General features: G+C 41.6%; 28 protein-coding genes and 1 tRNA gene. 24 read left to right on the top strand and 5 right to left on the bottom strand.

Features of this window, described 5'->3' with window-relative positions:
* Window positions 1-14: 14 nt before the first annotated feature.
* The 12 genes from NSQ09_RS18405 (at window position 15) to NSQ09_RS18350 (ending at window position 10,276) form a co-directional block, all read left to right on the top strand.
* Window positions 15-485: a hypothetical protein gene (locus tag NSQ09_RS18405; protein ID WP_326122232.1), complete on the top strand. Its 471-nt coding sequence runs from the start codon at window positions 15-17 to the stop codon at window positions 483-485.
* Window positions 482-1,561, top strand: coding sequence for a glycosyltransferase family 4 protein (locus NSQ09_RS18400; protein ID WP_341032320.1), 1,080 nt, complete (start codon window positions 482-484; stop codon window positions 1,559-1,561). Before NSQ09_RS18405 ends, NSQ09_RS18400 begins: the two co-directional genes overlap by 4 nt.
* A gap of 83 nt (window positions 1,562-1,644) precedes the next feature.
* Complete coding sequence (gene rpmG, locus NSQ09_RS18395) at window positions 1,645-1,794, top strand: 50S ribosomal protein L33 (protein WP_003153056.1); 150 nt, start codon at window positions 1,645-1,647, stop codon at window positions 1,792-1,794.
* Window positions 1,795-1,878: 84 nt separating this feature from the next.
* The gene (locus NSQ09_RS18390; RefSeq protein ID WP_341032318.1) at window positions 1,879-2,442 is read left to right on the top strand and encodes a 5-formyltetrahydrofolate cyclo-ligase; all 564 of its coding nucleotides are present in this window, start codon (window positions 1,879-1,881) and stop codon (window positions 2,440-2,442) included.
* 66 nt (window positions 2,443-2,508) lie between these two features.
* Window positions 2,509-2,682 carry a hypothetical protein gene (locus NSQ09_RS18385; RefSeq protein WP_003230126.1) on the top strand — a complete coding sequence of 58 codons (174 nt, stop codon included), beginning with the start codon at window positions 2,509-2,511 and terminating at the stop codon, window positions 2,680-2,682.
* An 89-nt stretch (window positions 2,683-2,771) separates the two neighbouring features.
* Complete coding sequence (gene yqgP / locus NSQ09_RS18380) at window positions 2,772-4,295, top strand: rhomboid protease YqgP (protein ID WP_144453299.1); 1,524 nt, start codon at window positions 2,772-2,774, stop codon at window positions 4,293-4,295.
* A gap of 109 nt (window positions 4,296-4,404) precedes the next feature.
* Window positions 4,405-4,620 (top strand): YqgQ family protein, encoded by a 216-nt coding sequence (locus NSQ09_RS18375; RefSeq protein ID WP_017696181.1) that lies wholly within the window; start codon window positions 4,405-4,407, stop codon window positions 4,618-4,620.
* Between the two features lie 10 nt (window positions 4,621-4,630).
* A complete protein-coding gene (gene glcK, locus NSQ09_RS18370; RefSeq protein WP_144453297.1) occupies window positions 4,631-5,596 on the top strand; it encodes a glucose kinase GlcK in 966 nt (321 codons plus the stop codon).
* Between the two features lie 116 nt (window positions 5,597-5,712).
* The gene (locus NSQ09_RS18365) at window positions 5,713-7,629 is read left to right on the top strand and encodes an LTA synthase family protein (RefSeq protein ID WP_041339730.1); all 1,917 of its coding nucleotides are present in this window, start codon (window positions 5,713-5,715) and stop codon (window positions 7,627-7,629) included.
* 82 nt (window positions 7,630-7,711) lie between these two features.
* Window positions 7,712-8,836, top strand: a complete 1,125-nt coding sequence (locus NSQ09_RS18360; RefSeq protein ID WP_144453310.1) for a M14 family metallopeptidase — start codon at window positions 7,712-7,714, stop codon at window positions 8,834-8,836.
* 67 nt (window positions 8,837-8,903) lie between these two features.
* On the top strand, window positions 8,904-9,959 hold the full coding sequence (locus tag NSQ09_RS18355; RefSeq protein WP_445291717.1) for a YqgU-like beta propeller domain-containing protein: 1,056 nt from the start codon (window positions 8,904-8,906) through the stop codon (window positions 9,957-9,959).
* A 2-nt stretch (window positions 9,960-9,961) separates the two neighbouring features.
* Window positions 9,962-10,276: an MTH1187 family thiamine-binding protein gene (locus NSQ09_RS18350; RefSeq protein ID WP_003230139.1), complete on the top strand. Its 315-nt coding sequence runs from the start codon at window positions 9,962-9,964 to the stop codon at window positions 10,274-10,276.
* 31 nt (window positions 10,277-10,307) lie between these two features.
* Here NSQ09_RS18350 and NSQ09_RS18345 read toward each other — a convergent pair whose 3' ends face one another.
* Window positions 10,308-10,481, bottom strand: coding sequence for a DUF2759 domain-containing protein (locus NSQ09_RS18345; RefSeq protein ID WP_003230141.1), 174 nt, complete (start codon window positions 10,479-10,481; stop codon window positions 10,308-10,310).
* 156 nt (window positions 10,482-10,637) lie between these two features.
* Between NSQ09_RS18345 and NSQ09_RS18340 the strand changes: the two genes are divergently transcribed.
* Entirely contained in the window at window positions 10,638-11,273 is a 636-nt protein-coding gene (locus NSQ09_RS18340) for an MBL fold metallo-hydrolase (protein WP_014480263.1), read from the top strand.
* A 39-nt stretch (window positions 11,274-11,312) separates the two neighbouring features.
* On the opposite strand, the gene NSQ09_RS18335 is transcribed toward NSQ09_RS18340, so the two are convergent.
* Entirely contained in the window at window positions 11,313-11,558 is a 246-nt protein-coding gene (locus NSQ09_RS18335; RefSeq protein WP_041334980.1) for a DUF2626 domain-containing protein, read from the bottom strand.
* Window positions 11,559-11,789: 231 nt separating this feature from the next.
* Here NSQ09_RS18335 and mgsR point away from each other — a divergent pair, with 231 nt between their 5' ends.
* Window positions 11,790-12,170, top strand: a complete 381-nt coding sequence (gene mgsR / locus NSQ09_RS18330) for a transcriptional regulator MgsR (RefSeq protein ID WP_003230147.1) — start codon at window positions 11,790-11,792, stop codon at window positions 12,168-12,170.
* 66 nt (window positions 12,171-12,236) lie between these two features.
* Here mgsR and NSQ09_RS18325 read toward each other — a convergent pair.
* A tRNA-Gln gene (locus NSQ09_RS18325) sits at window positions 12,237-12,307 on the bottom strand.
* Between the two features lie 86 nt (window positions 12,308-12,393).
* On the opposite strand from NSQ09_RS18325, the gene rsbRD reads away from it, so the two are divergent.
* Complete coding sequence (gene rsbRD, locus NSQ09_RS18320; RefSeq protein WP_017696187.1) at window positions 12,394-13,230, top strand: RsbT co-antagonist protein RsbRD; 837 nt, start codon at window positions 12,394-12,396, stop codon at window positions 13,228-13,230.
* Window positions 13,231-13,282: 52 nt separating this feature from the next.
* Here the strand turns inward: rsbRD and NSQ09_RS18315 are convergent, their stop codons facing one another.
* Window positions 13,283-14,611, bottom strand: coding sequence for a hemolysin family protein (locus tag NSQ09_RS18315; protein ID WP_017696188.1), 1,329 nt, complete (start codon window positions 14,609-14,611; stop codon window positions 13,283-13,285).
* 142 nt (window positions 14,612-14,753) lie between these two features.
* Between NSQ09_RS18315 and corA the strand changes: the two genes are divergently transcribed.
* The 9 genes from corA (at window position 14,754) to NSQ09_RS18270 (ending at window position 20,308) form a co-directional block, all read left to right on the top strand.
* Entirely contained in the window at window positions 14,754-15,707 is a 954-nt protein-coding gene (gene corA, locus NSQ09_RS18310) for a magnesium transporter CorA (protein WP_272516111.1), read from the top strand.
* 409 nt (window positions 15,708-16,116) lie between these two features.
* Window positions 16,117-17,187 carry a competence protein ComGA gene (comGA, locus tag NSQ09_RS18305; protein WP_017696192.1) on the top strand — a complete coding sequence of 357 codons (1,071 nt, stop codon included), beginning with the start codon at window positions 16,117-16,119 and terminating at the stop codon, window positions 17,185-17,187.
* Window positions 17,174-18,211 (top strand): comG operon protein ComGB, encoded by a 1,038-nt coding sequence (gene comGB, locus NSQ09_RS18300; protein ID WP_041334977.1) that lies wholly within the window; start codon window positions 17,174-17,176, stop codon window positions 18,209-18,211. The genes comGA and comGB overlap by 14 nt, the downstream gene beginning before the upstream one ends.
* A gap of 13 nt (window positions 18,212-18,224) precedes the next feature.
* Window positions 18,225-18,521 carry a comG operon protein ComGC gene (comGC, locus tag NSQ09_RS18295; protein WP_041334973.1) on the top strand — a complete coding sequence of 99 codons (297 nt, stop codon included), beginning with the start codon at window positions 18,225-18,227 and terminating at the stop codon, window positions 18,519-18,521.
* Complete coding sequence (comGD, locus tag NSQ09_RS18290) at window positions 18,511-18,942, top strand: comG operon protein ComGD (RefSeq protein WP_041334970.1); 432 nt, start codon at window positions 18,511-18,513, stop codon at window positions 18,940-18,942. Before comGC ends, comGD begins: the two co-directional genes overlap by 11 nt.
* The gene (comGE, locus tag NSQ09_RS18285; RefSeq protein WP_041334967.1) at window positions 18,926-19,273 is read left to right on the top strand and encodes a ComG operon protein 5; all 348 of its coding nucleotides are present in this window, start codon (window positions 18,926-18,928) and stop codon (window positions 19,271-19,273) included. The genes comGD and comGE overlap by 17 nt, the downstream gene beginning before the upstream one ends.
* A 25-nt stretch (window positions 19,274-19,298) precedes the next feature.
* The gene (comGF, locus tag NSQ09_RS18280) at window positions 19,299-19,682 is read left to right on the top strand and encodes a ComG operon protein ComGF (RefSeq protein ID WP_041334965.1); all 384 of its coding nucleotides are present in this window, start codon (window positions 19,299-19,301) and stop codon (window positions 19,680-19,682) included.
* The gene (gene comGG, locus NSQ09_RS18275; protein ID WP_144453292.1) at window positions 19,683-20,057 is read left to right on the top strand and encodes a ComG operon protein ComGG; all 375 of its coding nucleotides are present in this window, start codon (window positions 19,683-19,685) and stop codon (window positions 20,055-20,057) included. It begins immediately after the preceding gene.
* Window positions 20,058-20,128: 71 nt separating this feature from the next.
* Window positions 20,129-20,308, top strand: a complete 180-nt coding sequence (locus tag NSQ09_RS18270) for a YqzE family protein (protein ID WP_014480252.1) — start codon at window positions 20,129-20,131, stop codon at window positions 20,306-20,308.
* Between the two features lie 41 nt (window positions 20,309-20,349).
* On the opposite strand, the gene NSQ09_RS18265 is transcribed toward NSQ09_RS18270, so the two are convergent.
* Window positions 20,350-20,676: a YqzG/YhdC family protein gene (locus NSQ09_RS18265; protein WP_026113671.1), complete on the bottom strand. Its 327-nt coding sequence runs from the start codon at window positions 20,674-20,676 to the stop codon at window positions 20,350-20,352.
* Window positions 20,677-20,777 lie beyond the last annotated feature (101 nt).

Here is a 20,777-nt window from a genome sequence, read left to right as displayed (position 1 = left end):
AATGTTAGGAGTCCATGGATAATCACCCAATTCCCTATAATATACGACATAAGCTTTCCTTTTTTAGGGACACATTCGACATAATCATTCAAAACGCTCACACCTTGACCGTAAGCTGGGAAATCTCAGAAGAAACAATGCGGCTGGCTGAAGCGGTCCTTTTCGAAAAAACGCAGGATATGATAAAAGAAATGCGCATTGTCATCAAAAGAAAAGACATTGAAGCTGTCAGGACAAAACGCACAACGTATGATAAAGGCGAATGGACGATTAGACAGGCGGCTGGTGATGCTGTATATCGGGCTGAATACAGAATTGTGAATTCAATGAATGTCTCTCTCAAGCTTGCCGGTACAGACGACATCTATCTTGATGAAAATGGGATTCGTCATATAAACAGTTTTCAGATTGAAGAAGCGCACACCAGTTGGGAGGCGCAATTTTCTGCATACACCTGTTATGGGAGAGGGGAAAAAGAACGGTGAACATTCTCATGCTTTCACCTGAACATCCCGATGAGCCGAAAAGCGGGCTCGGTGTCCATTTAAACCGCCTCATTTCCTGTTTAAATCCTCATATCAACATTACAGTTTGTACTCCGAGCGGGCAGCTGTTTTCGTATGCGAAGTTTGAAGATTACATAGCTGATGCTAACTTTACAATGGTTCGCCATGTGTTATCACACAATAAACGCTTTGATCTGATTCATGCCCATGATGACACAACTGCCCCTGCCGCCCAGTATTTGAAACAACGGCTTGGCCTTCCGCTTGCTGCGACAATCCACGGCCTTGAAAGCGAAAGGAAGAAGGTGTGCCGAGAAGCCCCACACCCATACAGGCTCATGACCGAACGGCTCCTTATAGAATCGGCTGATGCTTTGGTCGTATTAAGCACATTTATGAAGCGGTCTCTTAATAAGGCGGCACATAAAAAAATAACCGTTATCCCGAGCCCTGTATCGATGGAGGAAGAGAAGGGGAAAATCCCAAGAAGCATGAATAGAAGATTCCTCTTTTCATATGGAAGGTTTGTTCCGGAAAAAGGATTTTCGCAGCTGTTAAAGGTGTTTGCCATCTTGAAGCAGCATCAGCCTGACCTCTATCTAGTGCTGGCTGGGGAGGGGCCGTCTCTGTCCTGCTATGAGAAATTGGCTGCGTCATATAATCTGAAGGATCGCGTCATGTTCCTGCCGTTTCTCAATAGGAAAGACATCAGAACGTTACTGTCTCACTGTGAAATGGCTGTTTTCCCTAGTTCTTATGAACCGTTTGGGCTTGCCGCGCAAGAAAGCATGGAACAAGGTGTGCTGACTGTCGTTTCTCAGTCGGGTGGTTTTTGTGACTATGCCGTTCATGACAAAACGGCAGTCATCGTTGATTTTACGCTCGTACAGGAAGCGGCTGGTCTGCTGGACAGTTTTTTAAAAGACCGGGAAAAAGCCCGCCGGATAAAAGATGCTGGCAGACAACAAGTGTTCAAGCTCCACCACCCCCGACTCATTATGTCATCATATTTGCAGCTTTATGAGCGTATCTTCAATAATTCAGCAATTCATTGAAAAACAGCCTAGCATTCCGTCCATTATAGTGGTATTATATATAAGTCTGAATAAGTAAATGATTTTAGTTTGGAGGGAAAATAATGCGCGTTAATATTACTTTGGCTTGCACTGAATGTGGTGAGCGTAACTATATTTCTAAAAAGAACAAACGCAACAATCCAGACCGCGTTGAATTTAAAAAATATTGCCCACGTGATAAAAAATCTACGTTACACCGTGAAACAAAATAACAGCCTTGCTGTTTGAGGTGTAAGAAAAAAGCCAGAGCTTTGAAAAAGGTTCTGGCTTTTTTTCTATTCCAAGGGGGATGAGAGATGAAATCACAATTAAGAAAAAAGACGCTGGAGGCACTGTCTGCTTTATCAAATGAAGATCTGCTTCAAAAAACGGAACGTATGCATAAGTACTTGTTTTCTCTGCAGGAGTGGCAAAATGCCGGCACCATTGCCGTCACTATTTCCAGAGGATTAGAGATACCGACGCGTCCTGTCATTGAGCAGGCTTGGGAAGAAGGGAAACAAGTTTGCATCCCAAAATGCCATCCGGACACGAAGAAAATGCAATTTCGCACATATCAGACTGATGGTCAGCTCGAAACCGTTTACGCCGGACTGCTCGAGCCGGTAATTGAAAAAACAAAAGAAGTAAACCCATCACAAATTGACTTGATGATCGTTCCAGGTGTTTGTTTTGATGTTAACGGGTTTAGGGTCGGCTTTGGAGGCGGCTATTATGATCGCTATTTAAGTGAATATGAAGGGAAGACAGTCTCTTTGCTATTGGAGTGCCAGTTGTTTGCGCACGTACCCCGTCTGCCGCATGATATCCCGGTACATAAGCTGATAACAGAGGATCGGATTATTTCTTGTTTTTCATAACTTTCCTGTCCCTTATTCGAGAATAAATAAGGTAGAATAACAAACCCTATTGGCAGGAGGGATATCATGAAAAAACTTTTGATATATGCCATTTTCGCGGTTTCTGCCGTCATGTTTTATCAAAATCGCTACCGTCTTATGAATACTGTACTCAGCCAGCCAGGAATCAGGCGGTCTTTTATCCATTTGTTTTTAAGAATTCCATTTATCCGCAATAAGTTTATACAGCAAGCTTTCTAAAATCCCGTGAAAAACGGGATTTTTTGCTTTCAGTAGGCGTTTCGGAGCGCCAGCTGTTATAATGAAAAAAAACTATTGGAGCGGTAAACATGTTTTTGCTGGAGTATACATATTGGAAAATTGCGGCGCACCTGGTGAATAGCGGGTATGGCGTCATACAAGCCGGTGAGTCAGATGAAATATGGCTGGAAGCGCCGGACAAGTCCTCTCATGATCTAGTTCGTCTATATAAGCACGATCTTGATTTCCGTCAAGAAATGGTTAGAGACATCGAAGAGCAGGCCGAACGAGTAGAACGAGTCAGACATCAATTGGGCAGACGAAGGATGAAGCTGCTGAATGTGTTTTTTTCAACGGAAGCCCCTGTTGATGACTGGGAAGAGATTGCAAAAAAAACTTTTGAGAAGGGAACTGTGTCAGTTGAGCCGGCGATGGTTAGAGGAACGATGCTTCGAGATGATCTTCAAGCGGTTTTTCCATCATTTCGTACAGAAGATTGTACAGAGGAACACGCTTCGTTTGAAGACGCGCAAATGGCGCGAGAACGCTTCCTTTCGCTAGTGCTGAAACAAGAAGAACAGAGAAAAACTGAAGCGGCGGTTTTTCAAAATGGAAAACCGATTTTTACATATTTATTTATTGCGCTTCAGATCCTGATGTTTTTCTTGCTCGAAATAAACGGAGGCAGCACTAATACGGAGACGCTGGTCGCTTTTGGAGCAAAGGAAAACAGCCTGATTGCACAAGGAGAATGGTGGCGGCTTCTGACACCGATCGTGCTTCACATCGGCATAGCGCATTTAGCTTTTAATACGCTGGCTTTATGGTCGGTTGGTACAGCGGTTGAGCGGATGTATGGATCGGGCCGGTTTTTGCTGATTTATCTGGCTGCTGGCATTACGGGTTCGATTGCGAGTTTTGTGTTCAGCCCGTATCCTTCGGCAGGCGCATCAGGAGCCATATTCGGATGCTTAGGCGCATTACTGTATGTTGCTTTGTCTAATCGAAAAATGTTTTTAAGAACCATAGGAACCAATATTATTGTCATTATTATCATCAATCTGGGCTTTGGTTTTGCGGTTTCGAATATTGATAATTCAGGACATATCGGCGGCTTGATTGGCGGCTTTTTCGCTGCAGCAGCATTGGGGTTGCCCAAAGCCGGAGCCTTGGGAAAAAGATTGTTGTCAGCGGTTTTGCTGATTGCTTTGGCTGCTGGATTTTTATATTACGGATTGCATTCGCCTTCACACCAGGAGTCAGCGATGATTCAGCAGGCAAGCGAGCTGTATCAGGAAGGAAAGTATGAAGAAGTAACAGAATTGCTGAACGAAGAAGCAGCGCAAAAAGATGCCTCTGCCGATCTTTTGAAAATTCTTGCTGTTTCTGATATTCAAATCGGCGAATATGATCAGGCGGTTTCCCTTTTGGAACGAGCAGTGAAAAAAGAACCTAAAGACCATGCCTCATATTACTATTTAGCCTTATTGTATGCGGGAAAAAATGAGCTTGCACAAGCAGAAAAGGCCATCAGGTTGGCTGTGAAACTTAAGCCGAAGGAGCAGCGCTACAAGGAGCTTCAGCAACAAATTGAAAATAATAAAGAATCATAAAGGTGGAATATGGAAAGGAGGCTGGCTTTTTTGTCAGCGTTTTCTTCTTGACTGACCGCTTCCTTATGAATACGCTTATGATAGTTAAGTTCAAGAAATGGTGAGGAAAATGAATACATTTTATGATGTGCAGCAGCTGTTAAAAACGTTTGGCCACATTGTTTATTTTGGAGACAGAGAGCTTGAAATTGAGTTTATGCTGGATGAATTAAAGGAATTATACATGAACCACATGATTGAAAAGGAGCAGTGGGCCAGAGCGGCAGCTGTCCTTCGAAAAGAATTGGAACAAACAAAAAACGAAAGAGACTTCTATAAAGGCTAAGGTGATAAAAATGGACGAGATATGGTTTGCGGGCATTGACCTGGGAGGAACGACGATTAAACTCGCTTTTATTAATCAATATGGCGAAATTCAGCATAAGTGGGAAGTTCCGACTGATAAAACCGGCGACACGATTACTGTCACAATTGCAAAAACAATCGACAGCAAGCTGGATGAGCTGCAAAAACCGAAGCACATCATCAAATACATCGGAATGGGTGCGCCAGGCCCTGTAGATATGGCGGCAGGAGTTGTTTATGAAACAGTAAATCTAGGGTGGAAAAATTATGCTTTGAAAAACCATCTGGAGACAGAAACCGGCATCCCAGCTGTTATAGAAAATGACGCGAATATTGCTGCGCTCGGGGAAATGTGGAAGGGAGCGGGTGATGGCGCAAAAGACGTCATTCTCGTGACGCTTGGCACAGGAGTTGGCGGCGGCATCATTGCAAATGGTGAAATTGTACATGGCATAAATGGCGCCGGCGGAGAAATCGGCCATATTTGCAGCATCCCTGAAGGCGGAGCGCCCTGCAACTGCGGAAAAACGGGCTGTATCGAAACAATTGCGTCAGCAACCGGAATTGTAAGAATTGCAAAAGAAAAAATAGCAAATGTTAAAAAGACGACACGTTTAAAAGCAACCGAACAATTGTCAGCGCGGGATGTGTTTGAAGCGGCGGGTGAAAATGATGAAATTGCCCTTGAGGTGGTTGATTATGTAGCCAAGCATCTTGGTTTGGTGCTCGGAAATTTGGCAAGCTCGCTTAATCCGTCCAAAATCGTTCTTGGCGGCGGCGTATCGAGAGCCGGAGAACTGCTGAGATCAAAAGTTGAGAAAACATTCCGCAAATGCGCGTTTCCGCGGGCAGCCCAAGCTGCTGATATTTCAATCGCAGCACTTGGAAATGATGCCGGCGTTATCGGAGGCGCTTGGATCGCTAAAAATGAATGGCTGAAACATCAAAATTGTTAAAATTGTGTAAATGAAATTGATTTTTTGTTGTGCTCACGTTAAGATTTAGTTTGATGTGTTAATGAGAATGTTGGGAATAGACTGATTTTTTTGAGCGTGCTGCATAGGAGGTTGAAATGCGAAAAACGTTTTTTTCGAAGATTTCATTTATGCTGATTGCCATTTTATTGATGTGGCTGAAAACGTATGCTGTTTACAAAACCAGTTTTCATATTAAAATCGACAATCTAACACAGGAATTTATTCTGTTTATCAACCCATTGAGTTTTTTGTTGCTTATTTTCGGCCTCAGCCTGTTTTTAAAAGGCAAAAACAGAAATCGCTACATTATCGCGATGAGCTGTCTTGTCACGTTTGTATTGCTGGCAAATATGGTTTTTTACCGTTTTTACAATGATTTCTTAACAATCCCTGTTCTTTTTCAAACGAGCAATATGGGTGATCTCGGAAGCAGCATCGGAACACTTCTTGAGCCGACAGACCTCCTATTAGCTGTAGATATTGCGGTTTTAATATGGCTTCACATCCGGCAAAAAGCTTTTCAATCGGACATTCCCTCAACGAAAAATGAACGGGCGGCTTATTTTTTGTTCGTTGCTTCTGTTTATTTCTTCAACCTGGGCTTGTCTGAGGCGGAGAGACCTCAGCTATTGACACGCTCTTTTGACAGAGAAATGCTTGTTAAAAACATTAGCCTGTTTAATTTTCATATTTACGATGGCGTTCTTCAGTCAAAGCAATCCGCACAGAGAGCGTTGGCAGACAGCAACAGCCTGACGGAAATTGAAAACTACGTAACCGCTAATGCGAAGGATGCCAACAAACGCTTATTCGGCGCTGCAAAAGGAAGGAACGTCATTCTCGTATCCTTAGAGTCGACGCAAAGCTTCGTGATTAATGAAAAATTGAATGGAGAAGAAATCACGCCTTTTCTGAATGACTTTATAAAACAGAGCTACAACTTTAATAATGTTTACCACCAAACAGGCCAGGGGAAAACCTCGGATTCTGAATTTATCGTGGACAATTCACTGTATCCGCTTGGACGAGGTGCCGTGTTTTTTACGAATGCGGGCAATCAATATATGGCCGCTCCTGAAATTTTGAAAAACAGCGGATACTATTCAGCGGTGCTCCACGCTAATAATAAGAGCTTTTGGAATCGTGATTTAATGTACGACTCATTTGGATATGATTCGTTTTTTGATATTAACTCGTATGATGTAACTGACGAAAATTCAGTCGGCTGGGGACTGAAGGATAAAGAATTTTTTGAGCAGTCTTCAGAGCTGATGAAAAATCTGCCTCAGCCGTTTTACTCGAGGCTGATTACACTGACGAACCACTTCCCGTTTGATCTTGATGAAGAGGATCAATTGATTGATGAATATGATTCAAGCAGCCAGACGCTAAATAAATATTTTCCGACAGTGCGTTATCAGGATGAGGCGCTGAAACGGTTTATCGAAAAGCTGAAGGAAGACTGGTTATACGACAACTCTGTTATTGTATTATATGGTGACCATTATGGTATATCAGAAAACCATAATGAAGCGATGGGGGAGTTTTTAGGAAAAGAAATAACCCCATTTGAAGAGGTGCAGCTCCAAAAAGTGCCGCTGGTCATTCATATTCCGGGTATTACTGATAAAAAGCCGCAAACCATTGAAACAGTAGGCGGGCAGATTGATATCAGGCCGACGCTGATGAATCTTTTAGGGATTGATACGAAAGATCAAATTCAATTCGGCAACGATCTGCTTTCAGACGAAAAACTGGACTTCACGGTGCTCCGGGACGGGAGCTTTATCACAGATCAGGTTGTTTATACAGACGGTGCGTGTTATGACAAAGAGACGGGAAAACCGTTAGAAGAGACAAAACAATGTGAAGCATTTGCTGATAAAGCAAAACAGGAGCTATCACTTTCTGATGAAATCATTTATGGGGATTTGTTGCGATTTTATGACCAGAAAAGGCTGGACAATTCGTCAAAACGGAAAGAAAAACAAATGCTTGATCAGGCATCATAATCACAATGTCTCCCGCGTCAAAGTGAGCGGGAGGCTTTCTTTTTTTAAATACGCTGTCATATAGTAACAAAAAAGGGGGATGATGATGGCGTTTATTACGGTGAAACCTGAGATCAAGAACAATTTGGCCAATGTGGCGAAAGAACTGAAGATAGACGAGGAATTGCTTAAAAGTGCAAATCGCTCCGCACAAAAACATCAATTGTATTGCCCTGGTTATGTGATAGAGGAGCATAGCGGCAAAGAGCTTCAAACCATTCAGGACATAAAGCGCTTTTTACAGCCTCGGCAGCTGAAACTTTCTGATAGCTGGATTGAGCAAGAGAAAATCTATGATGATTCAGCTGTTGAAAAGGAAATAAAGAAGATTATTGATGTTTTTCCGTTTGTCTCATGCCGGGAAATTGGCCGTTCTGTACTCGGCAAGCCTATCTGGGAGCTGAAGGCTGGTGGGGAGCATGCCGTAAAAAAGGTCCATATGAACGCGTCATTTCATGCGAATGAGTGGATTACAACGTCTGTCCTGCTAAAATGGTTTAAGGAATACTGTATGTCATTATGCTGCAATTCGCCTTTCTTTGGCTTTTCTCCCATAAAGCTGTTTAACAGCACATCCTTATCCCTCGTTCCTCTTGTCAATCCGGATGGCGTTGATCTTGTTTTAAACGGATCAGAAGTCATGGGAGCCAGAAGAGATGAGCTCGAAAGGCTAAATGAACATCGTCCGAATTTTAATGAATGGAAGGCGAATATAAACGGGGTTGATTTAAATAAACAATTTCCATCATTATGGGAAATTGAAAAATATCGAAAACCGACAGCACCCAGCTACCGCGATTTTCCGGGAATCTCTCCGCTTACGGAGCCGGAATCTATTGCGATGTACCGGCTGATCACGGAGAATCCGCCTGACAGACTGCTGGCTCTTCATACTCAAGGAGAAGAAATTTATTGGGGCTATAAAGGCCTTGAGCCTGAGGAATCTGCTGCCGTCATAAAGGATTTTGAGGAGTTAAGCGGGAACATTTATAAGGGAGTAAGGGATATAGACAGCTATGCTGGATTTCGTGATTGGTTTATTCATCATTATTTTAAGGAAGGGTATACGGTGGAACTTGGAAAAGGCCAAAATCCTTTGCCGTTTCAGCAGTTTTCACACATATATAACGCCACAAACGGCATCTTGTGGAGAGCGTTATATGAGTAACTGAAACTTTTTCTTTTTTCTGCCGAAGCAAATATGAGAGAATAAAGATGATCGGAGGGGAATGCTGATGAGATCAGTTTGTTTTATTCTGCTGGCGGTATTGCTGTTTAGTTTATCGGCATGCGAACCATCTCATCAGCAGCAAAAACAGGCATCGGCGGCAAAAGATGAGAAAAAAGACATCATACCGCTTTCCGCGGAAAAAGCGGATGGGGCGGAAGGCTGGCTGAATAACAGCACAATATTATATACTGCGTCTAATCCGACGAAAACAGAGCTTTTTGCGTACCGCATCTTTACAGGCAAAGCGAAAAAGCTCTATCAAACGGATGGTCAAATCGTTGATGTTCAAATCAATGCGAGAAAGCAGATGATTCTGCTGCAAATCACACATAGCCAAAAGACGGCAGTGGTTTTGCTTAATGCAGAAGGAGAGACGCTTTACGAAAAAGATTACGAAACGTATGAGCTTGAGGCTGCTTGGAATCAGTATGATCCTTATCAAATGATGGTGACGGAATTCAATGAAAACTGGGATTTCCATACATATCAGGTGAATGCTAAAAAAGACGAATCTTTCTTAAGCCCAGTACAGGTTCCGTTCATTCATTGGACATCCAAAAATACATTTGATTATGTAAAAGAGGGAAGAGACGATAAAACAGGGCCTTTATATACGTTCGATACAGCTTCTAAGACGGAACAGAAGCTTGAGGATAACGTTCTATTCTTCGATTCTTTCCATCAAATGAGTTTTACTGTCAAATCAGCTTCCGGAGGAAAAGGGACGTATCAGTTTAAAACACCGCAATCAACATCACCTGTTACAGCGAAATGGCCGCTCCAAGCGAAATATACAAGTTTGGCTCCAATGGAGTATGACTATGATGAAGCAGGAGGCCTGTTTTATACATTCAAGCAAAGCGGCGATGCATATAAGCTCGCAGCAGTCAATGTAGCATCGGGAGAGACAAAGGATCTTGTGTCTCTGCGGGAAATGGAGCCGATTCAAATATCTCCGAACGGGAAATATGCGTTATACGGCTTTCATTTTGAGCAAATTATTTTATTGAAATCACATGAAACGAAGCAACTCATCATTGATCAAAAGGAGATGGAATAACGATGGCTATCGCAGATGTAACCATTATCCCAATCGGTACGGAAACACCCAGTGTCAGTGCTTACGTAGCCGATGTGCAAAAGATATTAGAAGGATATCAAGCAGAAGGGAAAATCAAATATCAGCTGACACCGATGAATACGCTGATCGAGGGAGAACTCAGTGACCTTTTTGCAGTCATTCAGGCAATTCACGAAGCGCCATTTCAAAAAGGATTGCACAGAGTCGCAACGAATATCCGTATCGATGACAGGCGTGACAAAAAAACGACGCTTGAGAGCAAAATAGAAAGTGTCAATAAACATTTACAGCCATAAAAATAAACCTGTATCCCATCGGATACAGGTTTTAATGTGCGGTTGGATACCCGCTGTTAATTACGGTCATCACGGTAAACCAGCCAAAGACAAATAAGGTGGCACCGGCTAATAAAAACCCGAGTATATTTTTATTTCTAACAGAACGCAAGACTCCCCATAAAGCGAAAAGAGCGACAAGGCCGAAAATCACGACAAGTAGCATAACACAGCCCCCTTTACATTGAAAAACCTGCAATTCTTTCCAGTTTTATTCTACCTGTTTTTTATAGGTTTGTCGATAGCGTTTTCATTGCGATTGTTTGAATCTTTTTTAAAAAACCCTCATAATAAGAGCATAAAAAAGAAAGAGGTGATAATAGTGAAATGGAGACGAATGCCAGTAGGGCCGATTCAAGCGAACGCATATTTTCTCATCAGTGATGATCAATGCCTGATTTTTGATCCGGGCGGTGAGGGACATAAAATCAATCAATACATAAAAGAAAAAGGGCTGACGCCTTTAGCCATTTTGCTTACACATGCCCATTTTGACCATATTGGGGCGCTTGATGAAGTGAGAGAAAAATGGGATATCCCTGTTTACCTGCATCAAAATGAAAAAAATTGGCTTACGGACGCTTCTTTAAACGGCTCCGGCATGCTGCGAGGGATAGAAGTAACAGCTAAGCCTGCAGATCATCTAATTGAAGGCGACGGTGAGTTGAATATCGGGCCGTTTCATTTGGAAACATTATTTACGCCGGGACATTCACCAGGCAGTGTGTCTTACTACGTGAAAGATGCAGACTTGGTCATCTCCGGAGATGTCTTGTTCCAAGGCGGTATAGGACGTACGGATTTAATAGGCGGCGATCAAGAGACGCTGCTGACGTCCATTCATGAAAAACTGCTTACGCTTCCGGAACACACGCTGGTGTTAAGCGGCCATGGACCTGAAACAGACGTACTGACTGAGCAGGATCAAAATCCGTTTTTAAATGGGTTTTCATTGTAAAAAAAGAGACAAACCGATAAGGTTTGTCTCTTTTTGCATTTAATGGCCTCCAACGCCGGGCACCATAATAAAAATTGAGTAATATGTAAAGCCGGCGAAGAAAATCGTTAAATAAGCGCCAAAAATATAAATATACATGCGTTCGGTTAAGTTCAAATACGATAGAAACACAAATAAGATCGTCTGTCCAAAAAATAAAAGGGAAGCATCTTTCATATCACCTAAATAAAACATGACTGCAAAAATTCCCGTCCAAAATCCTAACACCCGGAACATGCGATTCATTTTTATCCCCTCCCGAGAGTCCCTCTGACTGTTATTATAATAGATCACACCTAGAAATGTAAACATTTTCATTATTAATATACAAATGGAATTTGTCCCTTTGATTGTGTTTTCTATTGTATGAATGTTTTTTAAAAAATAATCCGAAAAAAGTTCTGTAAATGGTTTAAATGAAAAATGATCCGGGTAGTTATTCTACAAAGAGATGGTTAACTGAGGAGGAAAAAACGAATGGAACAACAATTAACTTTTTACTCATATCCAAGCTGCACGTCATGCCGAAAAACAAAACATTGGCTTAAAGCACATCAAATTGAATTTAACGAACGGCATTTATTCAGAGAAACCCCGACAAGAGAAGAATTAAAGTACATTTTATCGTTAACGACAGAAGGAATTGATGAAATTTTGGCGACAAGAAGCCAGACTTTCAAAAATTTAAATTTAAACATTGAAGAAATGACGGTAAATGAGGTGCTGGAACTTTTAATCGAGAAGCCGAAGCTTTTGCGACGCCCGATTCTAGTAGACAACAAAAAGCTGGTGATTGGTTATAACCCGGGAGAACTGTTGAAGTTATCGAAGAAGAAAACAGTTCATCAATCTGCATGATGAAAAACCGAAGATCCGCTGATTTATTCGAATCAGCTTATCTTCGGTTTTTCACCTGTTCAGAAACTGGGCTAGCTGGATTCGAACCAACGATCATGGAGTCAAAGTCCATTGCCTTACCGCTTGGCTATAGCCCATTGAATCTAAACATAGTATGTGTAAAGGCAGACGCGTTATACATATATAGCGTACATTTTTCAAAAACAGGAGGGAGCTCATTAAGATGATAGCTCTTGATCAGCACTTAACAGGGCACAAAGAAGATATCACGCAACAATGGCTGGAAGTTTGTACGTCAAACGGCAGCTGGCTGTATTCAGCGAAAGATCAGCAAAAACTAGAACAAAAGTTAAAAGACCAGCATGAATTATTGGTGACCATCGTAGCAAAATCCCTTAGAAAAGAAGACGTAGAGGATGAGCTCAACAGGTGGTCTCTTCAATGCGCCAGAGACCGTGCCGTTCATGAAGTGACGGTTACACAAAGTGTCGGCCAGTTTAACACTTTCAGGCACATCATGTTTGAATGGATTCAGAAATTCAGCGAAGCTTTTTCTCAAGACATCAGCATTCAGGAATTTTATGAGTGGAGCCGGATCTTGAATCAAAACATTGATGAGATCATCGAAGTGTTTACGGAAGAATATCACCAGGTGACCATGATACAATTAAACGCGCAAAAAGAAATGATTAATGAATTGAGTGCGACGATTATGCCGATTACTGATGGAATTGGGATTCTTCCGCTTGTTGGTGAAATTGATACGCACAGAGCGAGGACGATTTTGGAGTCTGTGCTGGAGCAGTGCTCAGCGTTAAAGCTCTCGTATTTATTTTTAGATATTTCGGGCGTTCCTATCGTTGATACCATGGTAGCCTATCAAATTTTTAAAGTGATTGACAGCACCAAATTGCTCGGCATTGAGACGATTATTTCAGGAATCAGGCCGGAAATTGCCCAAACTGTCGTGAAGCTGGGTCTGGATTTTTCGAATGTGAAAACCGAGCAAAGTCTTGCTAAAGCCCTGGCCAATAAAGGGTTTAAAATAAAAGAGTGTTGATGCCTTTGCCATGTTTATCTTGAAAGATAGCAGCTGAACAGCCTTTCACGGGCTATTCAGCTTTTTTAACTTCTATAAATAAAATGTGATGGCTGTTGATGTCTTTTACCTTAAAAGAGTAGCCATCATATTCTATGGCACTTTCAGGCTCAGCGTCTATGTTTTGTGTCAAAAACCAGCCGCCCAAGGTGTCTACTTCTGCGTCCGATAAATCGGTTCCAAGCAGGTTGTTAACATCGCTGATTAATAATTTTGCATTTAACAAGTAATGATCCTTTCCAAGTTCGCGAATATGAGGCACTTCATCCGCATCAAATTCATCACGGATTTCTCCTACAATTTCCTCGATAATATCCTCGACAGTGACCAAACCGGACGTCCCGCCATATTCATCTATGAGGATCGCCATATGAGTGCGTTCCTTTTGCATTTTCAGCAGTAGTTTATAAATAGGAATCGTCTCAATGACATGGATAACGGGCTGTACGAAAGGTTCAATTTGATGCTTCTTGATTGAAAAATCTTTCGTCAGCATGGAAAACAGCACTTCTTTCATATTAATCACGCCAATAACGTTATCTTTATCCTCTCTTACAACTGGGTACCGTGTATATTTTGTTTGCTTGACTGTTTCCTGAAGATTTGAAATGGAGTCTTCATCTAGTGACAAACTGACCATTTCATTTCGCGGCACCATAATTTCCTTTGCCATTCGTTTATCAAAGGTGAAGATATTATTCATGTACTTTAATTCACTTTTTCTGATCTCGCCGCTGTTATAGCTTTCAGCCAATAGGACCCGAAGTTCTTCCTCTGTATAAGCCAGCTCATGCTCTGATGCCGGCTTCAGCCCAAACACTCCTGTAATCAATCGGGCAGAGTGGTTCAGCAGCCAAATGAATGGAAACATGATCTTATAAAACCAAATAAGCGGTTTAGCGAACAACAAGGTAATGCTTTCTGCTTTTTGAATGGCGAAACTCTTTGGCGCCAGCTCCCCAATAACGACATTTAAATACGTAACCGCTAAAAATGCGATGACGAGTGAAAGCAGGTGGGTAAGCGATTCATTTAAGCCTGCTTTATGAAAAAGCGGTCGAAGCAGAGTTTGCACAGTCGGTTCCCCAAGCCATCCCAGTCCTAAGGCTGCGACTGTGATGCCCAGCTGACAGGCTGATAAATATTCATCAAGGTGAGTGATGACATGCTTTGCCGCTTTAGCACCTTTCTTTCCTTTTGCGACAAGCTGATCAATTTTGGATCGCCGCACTTTTACGATTGAAAATTCTACGGCAACAAAAAATCCTGTTAACAAAATAAGAATAGCGACTGCTAGTAAATTGACAAATTCCAAAACAACTGCCTTCTCCAAGGAAGGCATGCACCTCCCTTTTCCGATGTCTTTCTACATTCCATACCACCTGAAAATGCTCATAAAACATGTGTGGAAGCGGCAGACTGGTTTAGTGACGCGGTTATTGGGCAATTAAAGAATAAAGAACAAAAGTTTGGAGGAGCTTGACATGAAGGCACATACGGGAAAGGATTGGTTTTGGTACCAAATGGGGCCTCAAGAAAGAAGTAAGGCAAGGGATCTAATCCATTTTTCTCACTGGCCTCAGTGTGAAAAGTGGTTTGAAAATAACCATCACGTTAATTTTTTGCGGGTAGATACAACTGATACGGAAAATGAAGCGGTATTTGGGTCGATTGTTTATGATCAGGGGCTTGGTGAAGAAAAAGACCATACTGTTTTTCACTTTTATATCACCAGACAATATTTTTTTACAATCAACTTTGACTTTTCGATTTTGAGAGAGATTAAAGACAAAGAAGTTGTCCGGCAAATGGAAAGAGCGGACAATGCGATAGAGGGGTTTTTAATTCTTCTCGGCGAACTAATGAATGCGTATTTAATCGGTGTTGATGAATTTGAAGTAAAGCTGAGAAAGCTTAGATGGCAGATTAAAGACGACAATAGCAAAAGCATTTTAAACCGCGTCCATCTCCTGCGCCATGAACTGATGATTTGGAAAAATTTGATATTAAGCGCTAAAAAAATTGAAATGGCGTTGAAAGAAACCTTTTTACCTCAAAATGAAGAGAAAAAGGATTATCAGCGGACACAACTGAAAATTGACAGGGGATTTTCATACATCAGCGAATTTGAAGGGGAGCTTAACAATCTGCTGCATTCAGAGGAAGTCATTACCTCACATAGGGGGAATGAAATTGTAAAAGCACTGACCATTTTCACGACACTTTTTACGCCGATTACAGCTCTGGGTGCCTTATGGGGGATGAACTTTTCAGTGATGCCGGAACTGAATTGGAAATACGGATATCTCTTTTCTCTCTTATTGATTGTCACATCTACAGTCCTGATCTATCTCTATTTGAGAAAAAAAGGCTGGACGGGAGATATGCTGCAGGAGCGGAAGAAGAAAAAGAAACCTCGAAAAAGGCGGACTCTATAGGATGTTTCATATTTTGTGAAGCGTGCCCCGCTTTTTCACCAGACATATCAGGGTGACCGGATACGATGTCAAGGCGCTTATGACAGAGCATCAAATCCGCAGTTTATCGATTCTTGAAAATGACCAAATGACCGGTATTGTTGCATTAGGCGACCTTTCCGTTGAGAAAGATACTGGTCAAAAAGCGAAAACAGCATAATGAAAATGGAATCAAGCAGGCATGGTGACCGTGTCTGCTTTTTTATTATTGGAAAAATTATAATGAAAGGGGCACATTCAGTTGAAAATTTTTTTCTTGCCAGAAAGAATTGGTTTTTCAGCATTTAACATCTCACAAAATCACGTTTTCCCTGTTTGATTACCTTTCCTTCTTTTTCTACAATATGCGTTGAAAGGAGAGGGAATCAAATTGGATTCAATAGAAAAGATAAGCAAAAACTTGATTGAAGAGGCATATCTAACAAAGGCTTCTGATATTCACATCGTGCCGAGGGAGCGAGACGCTATCATTCATTTTCGGGTCGATCATGCCTTGCTGAAAAAAAGGGACATGAAAAAAGAAGAGTGCGTAAGACTGATTTCACATTTTAAATTTCTTTCAGCAATGGATATAGGTGAAAGGCGAAAGCCGCAAAACGGTTCGCTTACGTTAAAGCTGAAAGAGGGAAATGTTCATTTAAGAATGTCAACACTGCCCACAATTAATGAAGAAAGCCTCGTGATCAGAGTGATGCCCCAATACAATATCCCTTCGATTGATAAATTGTCGCTATTTCCCAAGACAGGAGCCACATTACTCTCGTTTTTAAAACATTCCCATGGCATGCTCATTTTTACCGGGCCGACTGGTTCAGGGAAGACTACCACATTATACTCTCTCGTTCAATACGCAAAAAAACACTTTAATCGAAATATTGTTACATTAGAGGACCCTGTTGAAACTAGGGACGAAGACGTTCTTCAGGTTCAGGTGAATGAAAAAGCCGGTGTAACTTATTCCGCAGGTCTGAAGGCAATTTTGCGCCATGACCCCGATATGATTATTTTAGGTGAGATCAGAGATGCGGAAACAGCTGAAATTGCGGTGCGGGCAGCGATGACGGGACATCTGGTACTGACGAGCCTTCATACGAGAGACGCAAAGGGCGCAATTTACAGGCTGCTTGAATTCGGTATCAATATGAATGAAATTGAACAGACCGTCATTGCAATAGCGGCTCAGCGCTTGGTTGATTTGGCTTGTCCATTTTGTGAAAACGGATGTTCATCAGTATATTGCCGTCAGTCACGAAATACCAGAAGAGCTAGCGTTTATGAGCTTCTTTATGGGAAAAACCTTCAGCAATGTATCCAGGAGGCAAAAGGAAATCATGCAAATTACCAATATCAAACGCTTCGTCAAATTATCAGAAAAGGAATTGCGCTCGGCTATTTAACGACAAACAACTATGACCGGTGGGTTTATCATGAAAAAGATTAGAAAAACCTGGCCGTTAAAGGATCAGGCCCGGTTATTAAAGCGGCTCGGAGAAATGACGGCAAGCGGATATACACTTCTGGATGGATTGCGACTGATGGAACTTCAGATGAATAAGAAGCAGTCAGCTGACTTGACTGACACGGTCACTCGTTTGAGGGAAGGGGCTCCGTTTTATCAAGTATTAAAGCGTTTGTCATTTCATAAGGAAGCTGTAGGTATTTGTTATTTTGCTGAAACACATGGTGAACTGCCTGCTTCCATGATCCAGAGCGGAGAGCTGCTTGAACGAAAAATTGCACAGGCAGACCAGCTGAAAAGGGTGCTGCGCTATCCGCTTTTCCTCATCTTCACCGTTGCTGTCATGTTTTATATGTTACAGTCCATCATCATTCCTCAATTTTCCGGTATCTATCAATCGATGAATATGGAAACCTCACGTTCAACCGATATGCTTTTTGCTTTTTTTCAGCATATTGATCTTGTGATCATTTTGCTGATTCTTTTTTCAGCTGGTATCGGGATTTATTACTGGCTTGTGTTTAAGAAAAAATCACCTGCCAGGCAAATGCTTATTTGTGTCAGGATTCCTTTGATTGGAAAGCTTGTCAAGCTGTTTAACAGCTACTTTTTTTCTTTGCAGCTAAGCAGCCTTTTAAAATCAGGCCTCTCCATTTATGACAGCCTTAATGCATTTAAACATCAAACGTTTCTCCCTTTCTACCGCTGCGAGGCTGAACAATTGATTGAACGGCTAAAAGCCGGTGAGTCAATTGAAGCCGCTATTTGTGGAAGCCCTTTTTATGAAGCTGATTTTTCAAAAGTCATATCTCACGGCCAGCTGAGCGGCCGATTGGATCGGGAGCTTTTCACATACAGCCAATTCATATTACAGCGGCTGGAACACAAAGCGCAAAAATGGACAGGCATCCTTCAGCCAATGATTTATGGATTTGTTGCAGCGATGATCTTACTTGTGTATTTATCTATGCTTGTGCCTATGTATCAGATGATGAATCAAATGTGAAAGGAAGAGGCTGATGAATGAGAAAGGATTTACACTTGTTGAAATGTTAATCGTGCTCTTTATTATTTCGATTTTGCTTTTAATTACGATACCGAACGTCACGAAACATAATCAAACCATTCAAAAAAAGGGCTGTGAAGGCTTACAAAACATGGTTAAGGCACAAATGACTGCATTTGAGCTTGATCATGAGGGGCAAACTCCGACCCTTGCCGATTTACAGTCAGAGGGCTATGTGAAAAAGGATGCTGTCTGTCCAAATGGTAAGCACATTATCATCACCGGCGGAGAAGTTAAGGTTGAACATTAAATTAAACGAGGAGAAGGGGTTTACCCTTTTAGAAAGTTTGCTTGTGTTAAGCCTTGCCTCTATCCTCCTGATTGCCGTCTTCACCACACTTCCTCCTGCTTATGACAATACAGCTGTCCGCCAGGCAGCAAGGCAGCTGAAAAATGATATGATGCTCACACAGCAGACTGCTATTTCCCGTCAACAAAGAACAAAAATTCTCTTTCATAAAAAAGAATATCAATTAGTCATGGGTGATACGGTTATTGAACGTCCGTATGCAACGGGACTTTCTATAGAACTGCTGACATTAAAAGACCGTTTGGAATTTAATGAGAAAGGGCACCCGAATGTAGGCGGAAAAATACGAGTAAAAGGCCATGCCGTTTATGACATAACAGTTTATCTAGGGAGCGGGAGAGTCAATGTGGAGAGAAAATAAAGGTTTTTCTACAATAGAAACAATGTCTGCGCTAAGCCTGTGGCTGTTTGTGGTGCTGACAGTCGTCCCCTTGTGGGACAAGTTGATAACTGATGAAAAAATGGCGGAATCACGAGAAATCGGCTATCAGATGATGAATGAGAGCATTAGCAAATATGTCATGAGTGGTGAAGGAGCCGCGTCAAAAACGATTACAAAGAACAATCATATCTATGCAATGAAGTGGGAGGAGGAGGGCGAATATCAAAACGTATGTATCAAAGCTACAGCTTATAAAGAGAAATCATATTGCCTCAGCATCCTGCAGACAGAATGGCTACACGCTTCTTAACGTATTATTTTCGCTCTCAGTCTTTTTGCTCATATCAGGATCGTTAGCTGCGATTTTCCATCTGTTTTTGTCTCGACAGCAGGAACATGACGGTTTCACACAGCAAGAATGGATGATTTCAATAGAACAGATGATGAATGAATGCAAGGAGTCACAGGCAGTTAAGACAGCCGAGCATGGGAGCGTGTTAATCTGCACCAATCTTTCCGGGCAAGACATCCGTTTTGACATTTATCATTCAATGATAAGAAAAAGAGTGGATGGCAAAGGGCATGTTCCGATTTTAGATCATATTACTGCCATGAAAGCTGATTTTGTAAATGGTGTTGTTTTGCTGAAAATTGAGAGTGAGGACCAAAAAGTGTATCAAACTGCTTTTCCAGTCTATTCGTATTTAGGAGGGGGGTGAATGTATCGTACAAGAGGGTTTATTTATCCAGCTGTTCTTTTTGTGTCAGCGCTTGTGCTGTTAATCGTGAACTTTGCTGCTGCTCAATATATTTCACGCTGCATGTTTGAGAAGGAAACAAAAGAGTTATACATAGGAGAGAATTTGCTTCAAAATGGTACGCTTCTTTCGATTCGGCACGTTCTAGAGAAACGAAAAGGCCAGGAGGGTAAGCAGCAATTTCCATATGGACGGGTTTCTTATTACATTCATGATACATCGATAAAAGAACAAAAAGAAATCAACTTAAGAGTGTCAACGGAGTCGGGAACAGAAAGAACTGCACAGATCGTGTTTGATCAAAAACAGAAAAAACTGCTGAGATGGACAGAATAAAACAGTGTAAAGGGTATAAAAAAAGTCATGTGAGACAACACTTCATAATAATTGAATGATGAGGTGATCACGTGAAAACGAATGATTATGTTAAATATATGACGCAGCAATTTGTCAAATATATAGATACTCCGAGAGATGAGCGAAAAGAACGAAAAGAGGTGCGGAAAGAAACAAAAACGCCTGCTTCCCAGCAGTGGTTCGGTATTTTACCCTATGGCTTCCGACTTTGGCTGAAACGGAAAAAATAACCGCAAATAAACGAATAAGGTCCTTCAAAAAATGGAGGACCTTATTGATATTCTTCTAATATGGCAATTTTATTGACCTTTTGGCTATAAGGATCAAATGAAATCGTCACAAAAACGCCGAATTCTTTTGACCCTTCCCTCAGAGTTAAATGGTATTGCTTCACTGCTTCATCTTTTCTTTTACGGTCCCATACTTTTTGTTTGAACAGTACCTGTGCGAGCGGGTACCTTTTTTTTGCTTCTTTTACAGCAATCTCTTCCCATTTGGACATGTGGCGGGCGGTTACAAGCGGTGTTTCTTCTGCGTGAGCGGCTGCGGTGCCAAAGACGAGAAGAGATAGACAAATCACACATTGTTTGATCATCATGCTGTCACCCTTTCTTTGTTTATTATTACCAAATAATAATGGGATATGCATTTAAATTCTCACATAACAATCCTAAAAATTTCTAAAAAATGAAAAAATGA

This window comes from Bacillus sp. FSL W8-1202, from assembly GCF_038006165.1.
GTDB classification, from domain to species: Bacteria; Bacillota; Bacilli; order Bacillales; family Bacillaceae; genus Bacillus; species Bacillus subtilis.
This window is presented reverse-complemented; position numbering and strand designations above follow the sequence as displayed.

What these genes read in the sequence shown, in the direction of transcription:
- NSQ09_RS18405 (WP_326122232.1), top strand. Translation starts at nt 15, where the DNA reads ATGGATAATCACCCAATTCCCTATAATATACGACATAAGCTTTCCTTT.
- rpmG (WP_003153056.1), top strand. Translation starts at nt 1,645, where the DNA reads ATGCGCGTTAATATTACTTTGGCTTGCACTGAATGTGGTGAGCGTAAC.
- NSQ09_RS18390 (WP_341032318.1), top strand. Translation starts at nt 1,879, where the DNA reads ATGAAATCACAATTAAGAAAAAAGACGCTGGAGGCACTGTCTGCTTTA.
- NSQ09_RS18385 (WP_003230126.1), top strand. Translation starts at nt 2,509, where the DNA reads ATGAAAAAACTTTTGATATATGCCATTTTCGCGGTTTCTGCCGTCATG.
- yqgP (WP_144453299.1), top strand. Translation starts at nt 2,772, where the DNA reads ATGTTTTTGCTGGAGTATACATATTGGAAAATTGCGGCGCACCTGGTG.
- NSQ09_RS18375 (WP_017696181.1), top strand. Translation starts at nt 4,405, where the DNA reads ATGAATACATTTTATGATGTGCAGCAGCTGTTAAAAACGTTTGGCCAC.
- glcK (WP_144453297.1), top strand. Translation starts at nt 4,631, where the DNA reads ATGGACGAGATATGGTTTGCGGGCATTGACCTGGGAGGAACGACGATT.
- NSQ09_RS18365 (WP_041339730.1), top strand. Translation starts at nt 5,713, where the DNA reads ATGCGAAAAACGTTTTTTTCGAAGATTTCATTTATGCTGATTGCCATT.
- NSQ09_RS18360 (WP_144453310.1), top strand. Translation starts at nt 7,712, where the DNA reads ATGATGGCGTTTATTACGGTGAAACCTGAGATCAAGAACAATTTGGCC.
- NSQ09_RS18355 (WP_445291717.1), top strand. Translation starts at nt 8,904, where the DNA reads ATGAGATCAGTTTGTTTTATTCTGCTGGCGGTATTGCTGTTTAGTTTA.
- NSQ09_RS18350 (WP_003230139.1), top strand. Translation starts at nt 9,962, where the DNA reads ATGGCTATCGCAGATGTAACCATTATCCCAATCGGTACGGAAACACCC.
- NSQ09_RS18345 (WP_003230141.1), bottom strand. Translation starts at nt 10,481, where the DNA reads ATGCTACTTGTCGTGATTTTCGGCCTTGTCGCTCTTTTCGCTTTATGG.
- NSQ09_RS18335 (WP_041334980.1), bottom strand. Translation starts at nt 11,558, where the DNA reads ATGAATCGCATGTTCCGGGTGTTAGGATTTTGGACGGGAATTTTTGCA.
- mgsR (WP_003230147.1), top strand. Translation starts at nt 11,790, where the DNA reads ATGGAACAACAATTAACTTTTTACTCATATCCAAGCTGCACGTCATGC.
- rsbRD (WP_017696187.1), top strand. Translation starts at nt 12,394, where the DNA reads ATGATAGCTCTTGATCAGCACTTAACAGGGCACAAAGAAGATATCACG.
- NSQ09_RS18315 (WP_017696188.1), bottom strand. Translation starts at nt 14,611, where the DNA reads ATGCCTTCCTTGGAGAAGGCAGTTGTTTTGGAATTTGTCAATTTACTA.
- corA (WP_272516111.1), top strand. Translation starts at nt 14,754, where the DNA reads ATGAAGGCACATACGGGAAAGGATTGGTTTTGGTACCAAATGGGGCCT.
- comGB (WP_041334977.1), top strand. Translation starts at nt 17,174, where the DNA reads ATGAAAAAGATTAGAAAAACCTGGCCGTTAAAGGATCAGGCCCGGTTA.
- comGC (WP_041334973.1), top strand. Translation starts at nt 18,225, where the DNA reads ATGAATGAGAAAGGATTTACACTTGTTGAAATGTTAATCGTGCTCTTT.
- comGE (WP_041334967.1), top strand. Translation starts at nt 18,926, where the DNA reads ATGTGGAGAGAAAATAAAGGTTTTTCTACAATAGAAACAATGTCTGCG.
- comGG (WP_144453292.1), top strand. Translation starts at nt 19,683, where the DNA reads ATGTATCGTACAAGAGGGTTTATTTATCCAGCTGTTCTTTTTGTGTCA.
- NSQ09_RS18265 (WP_026113671.1), bottom strand. Translation starts at nt 20,676, where the DNA reads ATGATGATCAAACAATGTGTGATTTGTCTATCTCTTCTCGTCTTTGGC.